Raw genomic sequence first — 14,056 nt, 5'->3', positions numbered from 1 at the left:
CGCAAGGTGGCGTCGCAGGCCGAGACGACGGTGTACGTGGCGCGGCGGGTGTGGACCCTGGACCCGCAGCGCCCCCGGGCCGAGGCCCTCGCGGTGCGCGGTGGGAAGGTGCTCGCGACGGGCAGCCTCGCCGAGGTGAGGGCGGCCGCCGGCGCGGGCGCGCGCGAGGTGGAGCTCGCCGGGGCCACGCTGGTGCCCGGGCTCACGGACGCGCATGCGCACGTGCACGGGCTGGGGCGCAGCCTCTCGGTGGTGAACCTGCAGGGGGCCGGAAGCGCGCGCGAGGCGGTGGCGCGGCTCGCCCACGCGGCGCCCTCCTCGCTGCAGGGGGACTGGCTGCTGGGGCGCGGCTGGAACCAGACCCAGTGGCCGGGCGGGCAGTTCCCGGACCGGCGCGAGCTGGACGCGCACTTCGGGCACCTGCCGGTGTTCCTCACCCGCATCGACCACCACGCGGCGTGGGTGAACGGCGAGGCGCTGCGGCGCGCGGGCATCTCGCGCACCACGCCGGACCCCGAGGGCGGCCGCATCCTGCGCGGCGCGGACGGAGAGCCCACGGGCGTGCTCGTGGACAACGCCGTGGACCTGGTGGAGCACGTGATGCCGCCGCCCACGGAGGCGCAGCTGCACGAGCGGCTCACCCGCGCGCTGCGGCGCTGCGCGGAGGTGGGGCTGACCAACGTGCACGACGCGGGGATGGACCTCGCGGCCTTCGATGCGCTGCGCGCGTGGGACGCGGAGGGGCGGCTGCCCTTGCGCGTGTACGCGATGGCGGCGGGCCAGGGCGAGCAGCGGCACGCGTACCTGCAGCGCGGGACGTGGAGCGGGCGGATGCTCGCGATGCGCGCGGTGAAGTTCCTCCTGGACGGCGCGCTGGGCAGCCGCGGCGCCGCGCTGCACGAGGGCTACAGCGATGCGCCCGGCGAGCGCGGGCTGCTGCTGCTCACGCCCGAGGAGCTCGAGGCGCGCGCCCGGGCCTTCATGCGCGCAGGCTTCCAGGTGGCCATCCATGCCATCGGGGACAGGGCGAACACGCTGGTGGTGGACACGCTGCTGCGGCTCGGGGAGGAGACGGGGACGCGCGCGCTGCGCCACCGGGTCGAGCACGCGCAGATCCTCCGGCTCGAGGACATCCGGCGCCTGGGCGCAGGGGGGCTGGTGGCGAGCGTGCAGCCCACGCACGCGACGAGCGACATGCCCTGGGCCGTGCAGCGGCTGGGGCCGGAGCGGCTGAAGGGCGCGTACGCGTGGCGCAGCCTGAAGGAGGCGGGGGCGGTGCTGGCGCTGGGCAGCGACTTCCCCATCGAGAACCCGGACGTGCTGCCGGGGCTCTACGCGGCCATCACCCGGCAGGATGCGCGCGGGCTGCCCGCGGGCGGGTGGTATCCGGAGCAGCGGCTGAGCCCGCTCGAGGCGCTGGAGGGCTTCACGGTGGGCGCGGCGTACGCGGAGCACGCGGAAGGGCGGCGCGGGCGGCTCGTGCCGGGGATGGACGCGGACTTCGTGGCGCTCTCGGAGGACCCGGTGGAGGGGCCGCCGCGCGCGCTGGTGGAGGCGCGGGTGCTCGCCACGGTGGTCGCGGGGGCCGAGGTGTTCCGGGCCTGACGTCCGCGAGGCGCAGGTGATCGTTGATCGACACGCGCGGCGCCTTGTACCCGCGGGTGCACTGGTCGGGATCAGGCGCAGGGCTGACCTTGGGGCGCCGGTGTGGGAGGGGGCCACACCCGCTTGCCCGAGGTGGACCGATGGAGCAGCGCGACCTGTTCGCCGACTGGCCCTTCGAGCTGGACTCCGAGCTGGGGGCGGCGCGGATGCCGCCGCGCCTGCGCGTGGTGCCTGCGCCCGCGCGGCTCGTGGGGATTGCCGAGGTGGGAGGGCAGGTGCGGGTGATGGACCCGCTGCCCGAGGGATGGATGGAGCGCAGCGACCTGGTCACGGCCCTGCAGGTGCTCTGCGAGGAGTACGGAGAGCCGGACCCGCAGGAGCTGCGCGAGGCGGAGCTGGTGCGGCTCGGGGAGCTCGCCCTGGCGCAGGGGCTGGCCTCGCTGAACGCGGGCGGGCCCTTCACGCCCTTCCTCCTGAGCCAGGGGCCGCAGGGGCACGGGCTCGAGCGCTTCCGCTCGAACAGCCTCCACGAGGCGCGCGAGGCCGCGCACGAGCGGGCCCGCGCGATCGCCGAGCCGGTGAGCGCGTACGCCTTCGTCTACGACGGGCTGCTGCCCCAGGCCGGGCGCTGGATGGACGCGCTCTTCGTCGAGGTGGCCGAGCGGGGGGCCGGGGAGGGCCGCCGGCTCGCCCAGCCGATCCGCCTGACGCCCCAGGCCGCGAGTCTCGGCCCCGCGATGTGCGTGGGCCCCTGCGAGCGCTGGGGGTAGCGGCGTCCTCCCCGGGGACCCCTGGCCCGCACTCCCGGTGAACGAAAAAACCGGCTTGAATTCCGGCGCGGCTCCGCGTACACCCCGCCTGCTTTTCGCGGTTGCCGCACCCAACGCCCAGATAGCTCAGCTGGTAGAGCAGGGGACTGAAAATCCCCGTGTCGGCGGTTCGATTCCGTCTCTGGGCACAGTAAAGCCCCGTACTTCTTGGCCTTTTTGGCTCTGGAGTGCGGGGCTTTCTCTTTCTCGTTACCCCTCTTGGGCAAACTACGGGCAAGTCCTCTGCGGGCCTGCCTCTGGGGGCTGCGCGATGGCGAAGGGGCAGGACTACGTCGAGACGTGGGAGGGCGGCTTCATCCGCCGCGATGCGAAGGGCCGCAAGGTCTACGTCATCCGGAAGATGATCGAGGGCACGGTCTACAAGGTCTCCACCCGCGCCCACAGCGCGAGTGCGGCCGTCGAGCAGCTGCGGCGCTTCGAGGCAGACCCTTCACACTACAGCCCTGGTGGTGGGCCCTCGGGCGAACCGCTGCTGCTCGACGAGCACCTCGCGCAGGCGTTCCTCTTCTGGTCGCGCGACGAGAAGAAGAACAGCCGCGAGTGGCTGGAGAAGCAGAAGCGCTACCTCGCGTGGTGGGCCGACCGTCTCGCTGGGCTCGACTTGCGAACGGGGTCAGGGGGGCGCCGCGTGCAGCTCACCGAGCACATCCTTCCGGCACTCGCCAGCGCGCCCAATCGCCAGCACCGCATCGCCGTCCTCAAGGCCTTCTACGGCTGGCTCCGCAAGGAGCGGCACCTCATCACGCCCGCGCAGGACCCCACCCTGGAGACGCTTGTCGTCCCGCAGGCCCGGCCCGCGCAGTGGCGGCGCTCGAAGGACATCCCCGCTGAGCACTACCTCAAGGCCCGCGAGCACCTGGCGTCCCACTGGCGCGACGGGATGGACGTCCAGGCGGGCACTGGTTGGCACGTGTCGGAGGTGATGCGCTTCGCCAAAAGCGGCACCATCGAGCCGCACCGGGGCAAGGCCCAGGAGGCGGGCGGCGTACTGGTGTGTCCGCAGACCAAGAGCGGGGAGACGCTGCGCACGGCGGTGTCGGCAGAGGTACTGGAGGCGGGCAAGCGCCTGCGGCAGCGCGGCACCTTCGGCCGGGAGAAGTACGGAATGGCCGTGCGCGCTGCCTGTGAAGCAGCGGGCGTGCCGCCCTTCACACCGGGCCGGTTCCGGCATGCCGTGGCCACGTGGGCGATCAACAACGGCGCGGACCCGGCGCAGGTCGCAGCGTTCTTGAATCACAAGAGCCCAAGCACGACGCGGAAGTTCTACGCCACGCACGCGACGCCCACGAAGGTGCCTACCCTGCGTTAGAAGAACGCGAAGATGAGTGTCCGGTGGGCATGCTCACTCGTGGACTCCTTCATGAGAGGCAACCTGCAGGGACTTGCGAGAGCCTCCCCGTCAGATACCTTGTGTATGGGGGACCTTTCGGGGGCGCCCTGGAGCAGACTTGGATACTCAAGTACATCGCTCAAGCCGGGATGCTCGGCAGCCCATTCTCAAGTGAAGCCCGCCGCCCACGAGTGGGCGGCAAGAGGATGAGGAGTGCCGTCATGTTGAACGCCATCACGCCCGAGCCGCAGGTCTTCCACTCCCGCGCGGAGTACGCCCGTGCCCTCGGAATCTCGCAGAGCCAGCTCCGCTCGATGTTAAAGCTCGGCTCCAGCGTCCAAGACGGTCTGCGGCACTGGCTCCGCCGCAGCGTTACCGCCGGCAAGTCGCCGCGCCGGGGAGAGCGGGCTTGGACGCTGCGCTCTGGCACGACCGTCGAGGTGCGCTGGGATTTTGGGACACGGGTGCGCCCGCTCGACGAGATGACCGTCGTGCTGAGGGCGCCGCGCGAGGGCACGTCGACCGCTGGGCTTCACTGAGCCTCGGACGCTGGAGCCCTCTTGCTCCTGCTAAGGCGCGAGGGGGCTTCCATCCGTAGCGCTCAACAGCACTCCACTGCGACGTTGTTGCCCACCCAGTCGAGGATGGCTTCATCTGCGGGGGTGCCGTTGCGCCAGACGTGGAAGTCCTCGTTGTCGTCGCGGTCCACGGTCCAGTGGACGCGGCAGTTGGCGCACTGGCGCCCCTTGTTCTTGCCATGGCGGTGGTAGAGCGACGTCGCCGTCAGCACCACGCGGTTGGCGCCTGCGCGCCGGACATGTTTCTCGGACATCGTCTTCTCCTGGTCGTGGAAGCGGATGCTCGAAGGCCGTCCTAACCCCTGACAATCAGCGGCTCGCTCGGGGCACTGCGATAACCTGTTGGAGTTGCTGTGCAGCCGAGGGCGTCCGCGTCCGCTCGCCGCCACCCGGTTACGTACGGACTGCGTACTGGGGCACCACCGGGCACTCGGCCTGGCTACTGGAAGATGGCGGAGCCCCCATCCTCGTGCGGCTCCAGCCGGAGCCGGAGCGTGCCACCTCCGAGCTCCACGAGCTCGCTGATGGTGAAGCCCTGCCCCTCGACCTCCAAGAGCCCGTAGAAGCCACGCTGCATCCCGGAATAGAAGCGCGCGCCGGGCGCCACGCTCACGGTGAGCGTTGCCAACCCTTCCTCCACGAGGCGTGCGGCTTCGAGCTCCGAGCGGGGCACCAGCACCCCCACGTCATTGGCCGAAGCCTGGTTCAAGGGGCCCGTCTTCAGAGTCCCCAAGATCGAATCGTCGCTTCCCATCGTGTTTCCTCCGTTCGTCGTTCGTTGAGGGCGCGCGGACCAATCTAAGGATGAATCCGAGCGATAAACCTTTGCTAGCGGACCAGCGGACCTCGCTGAGAGCTTCTGGCTACCGAGTCAGCGATGCAGCCGGCTCGGTCCGATGCCCACGCTCCCATCAATCGTTTGCCGCACCTACCGCTGCAGCGGGATTAGCGGAACCACGATCAGCAAAACCATGCCGGCTGCGGCTATCCATTCGAACTCAGGAATCCCGGGGGCTAAGCGGCGCAAGACCAGGCCGCAGAGGATGAGAACCGCGCTCACGACGAAGACCCCGCCGGCCATCTTCCACTTGTCGCGCGCCTGGTAGAGGAATTGGAGACTTGAGCCCGTAAGCAGCTGAATGAGACCGATCGGGGTCAGAACTGCACCCAAGCCGAACGCCCCAGCAGCCACTCTGAACTTGTGACCCGGAGCCGCACCTCGATAGGACAAGTAGGTCGCGACGCCGGCGCCAAGAATGGCGAGTAGACCGGTCGCTAACATGCGCGCACCCCTCGTGCGGTTGCGTGCGAGAGCAGCTTTGGCAGGTGCGTGGGCTGGAAGGTAGGCGGCCATGGTCACGACTATAGGGGCGCCGAGAAAGCCTCCCAAACGGCGTGTCGGTCTTTTGGCTGCAGACCAGTTTGTCCCCGTTCCCACCCCACCGAGCGCCTTCCCCGTCGGGGCGGGTGCCGTGCTCAGGCCACCCCTGCCCGCGTCAGCACGCCGCCGTAGGCCTTCACCACGTCCGCTGTCTCTCGCCCCGAGACGGGCTTGCCCATCGCGTCCTCGATGAGGTCCAGCAGGGCGGCTGCCCGGGTGCGGATGAAACCCCCGAAGTCGTCCGCCCGCAGGAGGGCAGGATTCACCAGGTGGCTCTCCAGGATGGCATCGAGCCGGGCGGGCGCGACGTGGTGGTTGCGCTCCAGGCTGGAGAGGTACGTGCTGGGCGCGTGGCCGCCGATGATGCGGTTGGTGCGCGCGGTGAGCGGCCCCTTGTTGACAACGCTGTTCCAGAGGTTGCGGTCCAGCCCCTGCTTCTCGCAGTACGCCCGGGGGAAGATGTGGTGGATGTCCACCGCCTCCTCGAAGAAGTTGGTGAGCTCGATGGCATCGCCACTCTTGAAGTCCCAGCTGCCCTCTTGCATCAGCTTCGCCATCAGCCCCTTGTAGGCGGCGCTCAGGCGCGTCTGCATGCTCAGCAGGCGTGTGGGGAAGAAGGCCGCTTCGCGGACGGTGCGCGGCTCGTCACCGCCATCCACCCAGGCGAGCACCTCCACGATGTCGAAGGCGAAGCGCGTTTCGCTCGCGCCGCTGTACAACTCCCCGAAGACGCCGCACCAGTACCAGCGGGCGAGCTTCGCCTTCACCCCGTCCGTCTCGAAGCGGTCGCCGAGGGCTGCGCAGATGGCCGCGAGGGGAATGAGCTGCGTCTGGTAGGGGAGGTTGCGGGCGCTGAAGACCTTCTCGCGCATCAGCAGCTTGGAGGCGGCCTTAAGGCCCCGCTCTACGGCGTCGGCATGGGCTCGGTAGGCCCCCACGGAGAGTTGCAGGATGTCGCGGCGCTTGCAGCCCACGCCGGCCTTCCGGACGCGACTCTCCTGGTAGCTGGCGAGCAAGGTGACGGCCGCGAGGAAGTCCGAGTTGCTCACCTCGCTCAGCACCTCGTGCGCATGGAGCCGCTCGGCCCGCGCCTCCCAGTCGTCACGCAGCGAGAACTCGTCAGCGGCGAAGGTGGCCGTCACCAGCTCGAAGACGGTGAGCGCCACACCGCCCATGTTCACCTTCTCGAATACCTGGCAGACCGCCTCCTTGGGCGTATCGCGCAGCAACTCGATGGTGGGCACGCGATAGTGCTGGAAGCGGCTGATGACGTTCGCCTCGAAGAGGTCGAAGAGGTCGAGCCGTGCGTCGTCGTCGCGGTCGCGGTGCAGCTTCGTGTACCCACGCCGCCAAGCGGAGTACTTCGCCAGGTCGAAGAGCGCGTCGAGGGGGAAGAGGCCCGCCGCCCACTCCCGCTCGGGCGTGCTGATGTCCAGGTCAACCGTGCGCGCGAAGTTGGAGGTAAGGATTCGCTCGGGCGGCAGCGACACCACTGCGTCGATGCGCTCGCCGAGCGGGTCCAACGCCTTGGCCATGTCCAGGTAGTAGACGCGCTCGATGGCCTTGCCCTTCTCCGTGGTGGTGAGCACCGGCTGGCCGCTGCGCAGCGAGAGGAAGAGGGACGTCATGCGCTGCTGCCCGTCCAGGAGGAGACGCTGCGGGGGCGGCGCCGAAGGCAGCTTCACGCCCTCCACGAGACGTGGTTTGAAGCGCACCCCCTCGCCGCCCGTCTCCAGCAGGAGGACTGCGCCGATGGGGTAGGAGAGCGAGAGGCTGGCGATGAGCGAGCGGATGTGCTCGTCGTCCCACACCCAGCCGCGCTGGAAGTCGGGCAACTGGATGTGGCCCTTCGCAATCTCGTCGAGGAGGTCGCGCAGCGCGGGCTCACCGGAGCGGAAGGTGCTGGAGATGGCGGACATGGTGCTTCCTTGGGGAAGGTGAGGGCGCAAGGGCGCCGCTCGCGGGGTGCCGCACTTACGCGGGGGGACTGACAGGTGGGGTGGCGCGCAGCTCGTCGTAGATGCGCCGGGCGAGCTCGCGGAAGGCCACGTCGCGGAAGGCCTCGTCGTTGAGGTAGCGGGTGACGATGGCGCCGTTCTGCTCCATGCGGTCAATCATCAGCCCCTCCACCTTGGCCTTCATTGAGAGGGCGAAGTTGTCGAAGGGGTTGGCGGCCGCGCGCTGCATCACCTCGGCATCCGCCTTCGCCTCCGCGACGAACTGGTCGAAGAGAATCTGGTCCGCCTCGGTGAAGGCCGTGCCGAAGCGCTCGTTGAGCACGTCGATGATTTCCGAGAGCCGGCGCTCCTCATCCTCCGCCTTCCGGGTACCCACGTCCGACATGCTCTTGAGGCCCACCGGGGGCTCGCCGGCCATGAGGACGATGGCCTCACTGGAGATGCGGTCGAGCCGGTAGAAGGCGAGTGCCACGTCATCGTCCACCTTCAGCGCGCCCCCGCTCTCGGCGGAGGGCAGCTTCAGTTCCAGTGCGCGCGCGAAGGCGTAGAGCTTCTCCAGGTCCGGGTCGGAGAAGGGCATCACCTGGGCGAGGAAGGCGTAGAGGCGCACGTAGCCCGAGAGTGCGTTGCGAAAGCGCTCCTGCTCCTCCTCGGGGCGCTGGCGGAAACGGTCCACGCCGGGCTGCAGGTATCGGTAGAGCTCCGCGTGGGCACCGCTGCCGGCCTTGCCCTTGGGCGCGTAGAAGACGCGGGCGAAGGACTCCACCTCCTCGCGCCAGTACACGCCAAACGCATCGAGCTCATGCTGCAGGGTGTAGAGCTGCTGCGGGTCCGCCGCCTCGGCGAGCGTCGTGGCCTCGTAGTACGGCTGGAAGGCGGCCTGGATGCCCTCCGCGTCATTGACGAAGTCGAGGACGAAAGTGTCCTCCTTTCCCGGGGAAGTGCGGTTGAGGCGGCTGAGCGTCTGTACGGCCTGGACTCCCGAGAGCCGCTTGTCCACGTACATGGTGTGCAGCAGGGGCTGGTCGAAGCCCGTCTGGTACTTGTTGGCGACGAGGAGGAGCTGGAAGGCATCGGAGGCGAACTTCTCTGGCAGCTCCTTCTCGGAGATGCCGCCATTCATCACCGTCTCGCGGTAGCTGTGTCCCGGCACGTCCGGGTCCGCCACCTCGCCCGAGAAGGCCACGAGGACGCCCACGTCCGCATAGCCCTTCTCCTTCAGGTACTTGTCGAAGGCCTGCTTGTAGCGCACTGCGTGCAGGCGGCTGCCCGTCACCACCATCGCCTTGGCGCGGCCGCCGATGCGGTTGCGCACCTTGGTGCGGAAGTGCTCGATGATGACTTCGGCCTTCTGCGCGAGGTTGTAGGGGTGCAGGGCGGCGAAGCGCGCCAGCTCCACGGCGGCCTTCTTCGCGCTGACGGTGGGGTCCTCCTCGCCCTTCTTCGCTAGCCGGTAGAATGCCTTGTAGGTGGTGTAGCTGCGCAGCACGTCGAGGATGAAACCCTCCTCGATGGCCTGGCGCATGGAGTAGAGGTGGAAGGGGGCGGGCTTCCCGTCCACGCCCTTGGTTCCGAATACCTCCAGCGTCTTCGCCTTGGGCGTGGCGGTGAAGGCGAAGAAGGCGAGGTTTTTCTGCCGGCCCCGGCTCGCCATCACCTTCGCAATCTGGTCCTCGTACGTCTCACCCGCCTCCTCCTCCTGCGCCTGCGCCTGCTCCGTCCCGAGCGTCTCGCGCAGGGTGCGCGCCGCTTCGCCCGTCTGGCTGGAGTGCGCCTCGTCCACAATGATGGCGTAGCGCCGCGTGGGAAGCTGGCCCACCTTCTCCGTCACGAAGGGGAACTTCTGCAGCGTGGTGATGATGATGGGTGTGCCGCTGGTGAGCGCGGTGGCCAGTTGGGTCGAGTCTTGGTCGATGCGGGCCACCACCCCGTGCTTGTGCTCGAACTGGTAGATGGTCGCCTGCAGTTGGTCATCAAGGACGGTGCGGTCGGTCACCACGATGACGGAGGTGAAGACCCGGTCTTGGTCCTCCCCGTGCAGGGTGGCGAGCCGGTGGGCCAGCCACGCGATGGAGTTGCTCTTGCCGCTTCCTGCCGAGTGCTGGATGAGGAAGGCCTGCGGATTACCCGCGCCAGCACGCGCCGCCGCCTCCAGCTTTCGCACCACGTCCAGCTGGTGGTAGCGCGGGAAGATGAGGCTCTCGCGCTTCTCCTTCTTGCCGTTCTTCTCCTTCTCTTCCACCTGCAGGTGGAGGAAGCGCGCGAGCAGGTCGAGGAAGGAGTCGCGCTGCAGCACTTCTTCCCAGAGGTAGGCGGTGCGGTGGCCCGAGGGGTGGGGCGGATTGCCCTTGCCGCCACCGTGCCCTCGGTTGAAGGGCAGGAAGACGGTGTCCTTGCCTGCGAGCCGCGTCGTCATCGCCACCAGGTCGGTGTCGACGGCGAAGTGGACGAGCGCGCGCCGCTTGAACTGGAAGAGGGGCAGGCGCGGGTCGCGTGACTTGTACTGCCTGATGGCGTCTTGCACCGTCTGCTGGGTGAGCTCGTTCTTCAGCTCCAGCGTGGCGATGGGCAGACCGTTGAGGAAGAGCACCATGTCCACGGACTGCTCGGACGCTGGGTCCGGGCGCACCTGGCGGGTGACGACGAGACGGTTGGCCCCGTAGCCCGCGAGGGTGTCCGCGTTGAGTCCGTGCGCAGGCTTGAAGGCGGCCACCTCCAGCTTCTTGCCGTAGAGCTTGAAGCCATGGCGCAGGACATCGAGGGTCCCGCGCTCCTCTAGCCCCCTCACCAGCGCGTCGGTGAGGCTCGCTTCTAGGTTAGTGCCAAGCTGTGTGCGCAGCGTCTGCATCACAGTCGGCTGCGTGTCATGGAGGAAGGCGAGGAGCGGGCCAGAATCGAGGGCAATGGTCCGGTCGAAGTCGGCTGCATCGCCCTTGAGCCAGCCATGGGCCAGCAAGTGGACTTCGATCGCATCCTCGAACGCGCGCTCGGTGTGGGTCGCCATCAGGCGGCCTCCGTTTCAACAGACTCGCTAAGTTGGCCTGTTACTGCAGCACCAATGAGCGCTTGTCGGTACTCGCGCAGTCGAGCGACTTGTGTCTCAAGTCGACGTAGAAGCGGTTCAAACGCAACTAGCTTGGCATCAAGCTCAGCCGCGATGAGTTGCTGGGTTTCGACCGGTGGGACGATCACTGCGCTCCCTCGAAGCCGGTCGGCCCGGATTCCTTCTGCGGTCGAGCCGCTTGCACGACTCTTGATCTCGTCACGCCCCGGCGATGACAGGTAGAAGAGGCGCAGGTACTTGCTGGTCATCCGCAGCGAGTTCATCCGGAAGAGAATGACGCGCTGGGCAAACGCATGAGATGCGTCCTCTACGAGGGCCACCTCGCCCAACGGTGCTTCCGTGGTGAAAACCATGTCACCAACAGCAGGACGTCCCCGACTCATGAACTCGTTGTATTCAGACGGTTCCATGTACTCTGGAGCACGTGAATGTTCGATGCGGCCGTCCCGGATCGCACCAGCCGTAATTAGTGGGATGCCGGCGTCCACTTTCGTCGGTGTACGCCCTCGGTAATCGACGAACTCGCGGATGACCCTTCTCAACGGCAACACCTGCCAAGAAGTGGGAATCTTTCCAAAGTGCGCCACGCCTGAGTTCTTCATGTCGACGTGGGGGTCGAGGCCCTTGGTGACCGTATGGCTGATGAGAGCCTGTCGTTTTTCCTCCATCAACTCCAGTAGGCGCTCCTTCTTCTGAAGGAGGGAATCGATAGCTGCCGTTCTTCGATCGAGGAAGGCGGTCAAACTCCGTTGGGTCCTCAATGGAGGAACGATGACGAGGAGGTGGCGTAGGTCCTCAAACTTCGCGGACTGTCGAACACCGCCCCCCAACGAATAGAAGACCTTTCGCGCGTCGTAGGCGTGCAGAAGATAAAAAAGCCATTCTGATATAAGCTTGGCCGGATCTGCGCTCAGCGTTGTGTACGCAGACGTGATGATGCCTGGCTCTCGAACGAGACCGACACGAAGACTGGTGACGTCATTCTGCAGGTCCGTGAGTCGGAGCACGACATCGCCGGGACTTACTCGGTTGTAGCTGTCGAAGTTCTCGGGAAGCAGGCCTGAGTTCGTTGCGACATCTCGCCGTAGGATGCGCCCATAGCTCAGCGACAGGACGTTCTGTTCGAGTCCCCCGTGGTTTGCGCACTCGCGCTTCTTCACACAAGCCATCAAGGGGAGCACGGCCCATTCGCTCGGAACGACGCCCATCCATGGGATGCGGGCGTCTACAGGCTGGACACCTGCAGGGATCACCGAAGCACCTCGGCCAACATCCCTTGGATTTCGCGCTCAAGGCCCAAGATCTCAGCCTCGATCTCGGGAAGCGGACGCACGGTCTGGAACTTGAAGAAGTGCCGGGTGAAGGGGATCTCGTAACCCACCTTCGTTTTTGCTTCGTCTATCCAAGCATCTGGGACGTGGGGCCGAACTTCACGCTGGAAGTACGTGGTGATGTCCTCCTTGAGGGGCACATTCTCGCTATCACGAAGCTCAACATCCGGCTCCGGTTGGGCGTATTGGTCGCGGCACACCTCGCCGGTCTCGTCCCGCTCACCCAGCACGGCTAGAACGACGGCCCATACCTTGGCGGATGGCTTGATGCCGGCTGTCGTGAAGACGCCCTTAAGCGCCAATTGGAACGCATCTCGGTTCTTCCACACCTGGGTGCCATCCAAGGTGCGTAGCGCCTGGAGGATGTCCTCCTGTTGCTGACGTTGCGCTTTAGCCTCATGCGCTGCAGGCGAGCCCTTCTTCACCCGCTGCGGGGCGCCTAATTCCAAGAAGGCCTTCTCCTTGGCCAAACGCTGTAGCCGCTCGGGGCTTGCTTGGAAGGACAGGCGCAGGGGGCGCTCCACGATGATGCGCCGGTAGCCGAAATCCTCCGTGCCCAAGATCTTTGAGTGCGGTCCCTCGGCGAAGTCCCCGTACAGCCGCACCAACTCGGCGATTTGCGCCTCAGACAGCTCCTTCCGCTTTTCGCCTAGGGACTTCTTCAGCTTCACGAAGAACTCGACGGCATTAATGAGCTGCACCTTGCCCTTGCGCTCGGGCGCCTTGCGGTTGGTGAGCAGCCACACGTACGTGCTAATGCCGGTGTTGAAGAAGAGCTGGTCGGGTAGGGCGACGATGGCCTCCAGCCAGTCGTTCTCCAACACCCACCGACGGATCTCGCTCTCCCCGCTGCCCGCCTCGCCGGTGAAGAGGGGTGAGCCGTTGAAGACGATGGCCACGCGGCTGCCGCCCTCACCCGTCCTCGGGTCCACGGGCTTCATCTTGCTGAGCATGTGCTGCAGGAAGAGAAGGCTGCCATCCGAGATGCGCGGCAGGCCGGCACCGAAGCGCCCCGCGTGGCCGAGGCGCTCGTGCTCGTCACGCACGCTCTTCTCCACCTTCTTCCACTCCACACCGAAGGGCGGGTTGGCGAGGAGGTAGTCGAACCGCTCGCCCGCATGCCCATCCTCGCTGAAGGAGTTGCCGCGCTTGATGGCGTCCGCGCGCTGGCCCTTCATCATCATGTCCGCGCGGCAGATGGCATACGTCTCGTCGTTGAGCTCCTGGCCGAACACCTCCAGGCGTGCCTTCGGGTTGAGCTCGCGCAGGTACTCCTCGGTGACGCTGAGCATGCCGCCCGTACCACAGGCGGGGTCGAGCAGCGTCTTCACCACGCCGGGGCGGGTGAGCAGCTCCGCGTCCTCGGCGAGGAGGAGGTTCACCATCAGCTTCACCACCTCGCGCGGGGTGAAGTGCTCTCCGGCCGTCTCGTTCGATTGCTCGGCGAAGCGGCGGATGAGCTCCTCGAAGGCGCTGCCCATGACGTGGTTGGGCACGCGCTCGGGGTGCAAGTCCACCTCGGCGAACTTCACCACCAGCTGGTACAGCAGGTCCGCCTCGTCCAGCTTGTCGAGCTGCGCCTCGAACCCGAAGCGCTCCAGCACCTCGCGTGCGTTCTCGCTGAAGCCCTTGATGTAGGCGCGCACGTCCTTGGCAATTGTGTTGGGTGAGCCCTTGAGCCGCTCGAAGTCGAGCTTCGAGATGTTGTGCAGCCCCACGCCCGTGATGCGGTTGAGCACGGGCGCAAGGTTCTTCACCTCGCCGCCCTTGAGCGTCTCGTATTTGGTCAGCACCTTCTCCTTCGTGGGCGCCAGCACGCAATCCAGGCGGCGCAGCAGCGTGAAGGGGAGGATGACCTTGCCGTAGTCGTGCGGCTTGTAGTCGCCGCGCAGCAGGTCCGCGCAGGACCAGATGAAATTGGCGAGGCTGGAGAAGCTGTCGAACTGCTTGAGGGGCGCAGGGGACGTCATGGCGGGCGA

The 14,056-nt window shown here is 67.1% G+C and carries 11 protein-coding genes and 1 tRNA gene; 5 read left to right on the top strand and 7 right to left on the bottom strand.

Features of this window, described 5'->3' with window-relative positions; translation table 11 throughout:
* Positions 1–6: 6 nt before the first annotated feature.
* The 5 genes from FGE12_RS12385 (at position 7) to FGE12_RS12365 (ending at position 4,304) form a co-directional block, all read left to right on the top strand.
* A complete protein-coding gene (locus tag FGE12_RS12385) occupies positions 7–1,605 on the top strand; it encodes an amidohydrolase (RefSeq protein WP_194797820.1) in 1,599 nt (532 codons plus the stop codon).
* 140 nt (positions 1,606–1,745) lie between these two features.
* Entirely contained in the window at positions 1,746–2,375 is a 630-nt protein-coding gene (locus tag FGE12_RS12380) for a hypothetical protein (protein WP_153866630.1), read from the top strand.
* Positions 2,376–2,490: 115 nt separating this feature from the next.
* A tRNA-Phe gene (locus tag FGE12_RS12375) sits at positions 2,491–2,563 on the top strand.
* A 122-nt stretch (positions 2,564–2,685) separates the two neighbouring features.
* Positions 2,686–3,744, top strand: a complete 1,059-nt coding sequence (locus FGE12_RS12370) for a site-specific integrase (RefSeq protein ID WP_153866629.1) — start codon at positions 2,686–2,688, stop codon at positions 3,742–3,744.
* 242 nt (positions 3,745–3,986) lie between these two features.
* A complete protein-coding gene (locus FGE12_RS12365; protein ID WP_153866628.1) occupies positions 3,987–4,304 on the top strand; it encodes a hypothetical protein in 318 nt (105 codons plus the stop codon).
* Between the two features lie 62 nt (positions 4,305–4,366).
* Here the strand turns inward: FGE12_RS12365 and FGE12_RS12360 are convergent, their stop codons facing one another.
* The 7 genes from FGE12_RS12360 to FGE12_RS12330 all read right to left on the bottom strand — a co-directional run bounded on the left by FGE12_RS12360 (position 4,367) and on the right by FGE12_RS12330 (position 14,047).
* Entirely contained in the window at positions 4,367–4,597 is a 231-nt protein-coding gene (locus tag FGE12_RS12360) for a hypothetical protein (protein ID WP_153866627.1), read from the bottom strand.
* 185 nt (positions 4,598–4,782) lie between these two features.
* On the bottom strand, positions 4,783–5,052 hold the full coding sequence (locus FGE12_RS12355; RefSeq protein WP_153866626.1) for a hypothetical protein: 270 nt from the start codon (positions 5,050–5,052) through the stop codon (positions 4,783–4,785).
* Positions 5,053–5,271: 219 nt separating this feature from the next.
* Positions 5,272–5,697 carry a hypothetical protein gene (locus FGE12_RS12350; RefSeq protein WP_153866625.1) on the bottom strand — a complete coding sequence of 142 codons (426 nt, stop codon included), beginning with the start codon at positions 5,695–5,697 and terminating at the stop codon, positions 5,272–5,274.
* 122 nt (positions 5,698–5,819) lie between these two features.
* Positions 5,820–7,643 carry a DUF262 domain-containing protein gene (locus FGE12_RS12345; protein ID WP_153866624.1) on the bottom strand — a complete coding sequence of 608 codons (1,824 nt, stop codon included), beginning with the start codon at positions 7,641–7,643 and terminating at the stop codon, positions 5,820–5,822.
* A 55-nt stretch (positions 7,644–7,698) separates the two neighbouring features.
* A complete protein-coding gene (locus FGE12_RS12340; protein WP_153866623.1) occupies positions 7,699–10,686 on the bottom strand; it encodes a type I restriction endonuclease subunit R in 2,988 nt (995 codons plus the stop codon).
* On the bottom strand, positions 10,686–11,906 hold the full coding sequence (locus FGE12_RS30925; protein ID WP_194797819.1) for a restriction endonuclease subunit S: 1,221 nt from the start codon (positions 11,904–11,906) through the stop codon (positions 10,686–10,688). Before FGE12_RS30925 ends, FGE12_RS12340 begins: the two co-directional genes overlap by 1 nt.
* A gap of 89 nt (positions 11,907–11,995) precedes the next feature.
* Positions 11,996–14,047 (bottom strand): class I SAM-dependent DNA methyltransferase, encoded by a 2,052-nt coding sequence (locus tag FGE12_RS12330; RefSeq protein ID WP_153866621.1) that lies wholly within the window; start codon positions 14,045–14,047, stop codon positions 11,996–11,998.
* Between the last annotated feature and the right edge of the window lie 9 nt (positions 14,048–14,056).

It is taken from the genome of Aggregicoccus sp. 17bor-14 (genome assembly GCF_009659535.1).
GTDB lineage: Bacteria > Myxococcota > Myxococcia > Myxococcales > Myxococcaceae > Aggregicoccus.
Note: the sequence above shows the minus strand (reverse complement) of the source record. Positions and strands in the feature narration are given on the sequence as shown.

Bases quoted from the DNA above. Each gene is read 5' to 3' on its own strand.
- FGE12_RS12345 (WP_153866624.1), bottom strand. From the start codon at position 7,643: ATGTCCGCCATCTCCAGCACCTTCCGCTCCGGTGAGCCCGCGCTGCGC.
- FGE12_RS12360 (WP_153866627.1), bottom strand. From the start codon at position 4,597: ATGTCCGAGAAACATGTCCGGCGCGCAGGCGCCAACCGCGTGGTGCTG.
- FGE12_RS12365 (WP_153866628.1), top strand. From the start codon at position 3,987: ATGTTGAACGCCATCACGCCCGAGCCGCAGGTCTTCCACTCCCGCGCG.
- FGE12_RS12370 (WP_153866629.1), top strand. From the start codon at position 2,686: ATGGCGAAGGGGCAGGACTACGTCGAGACGTGGGAGGGCGGCTTCATC.
- FGE12_RS12330 (WP_153866621.1), bottom strand. From the start codon at position 14,047: ATGACGTCCCCTGCGCCCCTCAAGCAGTTCGACAGCTTCTCCAGCCTC.
- FGE12_RS12380 (WP_153866630.1), top strand. From the start codon at position 1,746: ATGGAGCAGCGCGACCTGTTCGCCGACTGGCCCTTCGAGCTGGACTCC.
- FGE12_RS12340 (WP_153866623.1), bottom strand. From the start codon at position 10,686: ATGGCGACCCACACCGAGCGCGCGTTCGAGGATGCGATCGAAGTCCAC.
- FGE12_RS12350 (WP_153866625.1), bottom strand. From the start codon at position 5,697: ATGGCCGCCTACCTTCCAGCCCACGCACCTGCCAAAGCTGCTCTCGCA.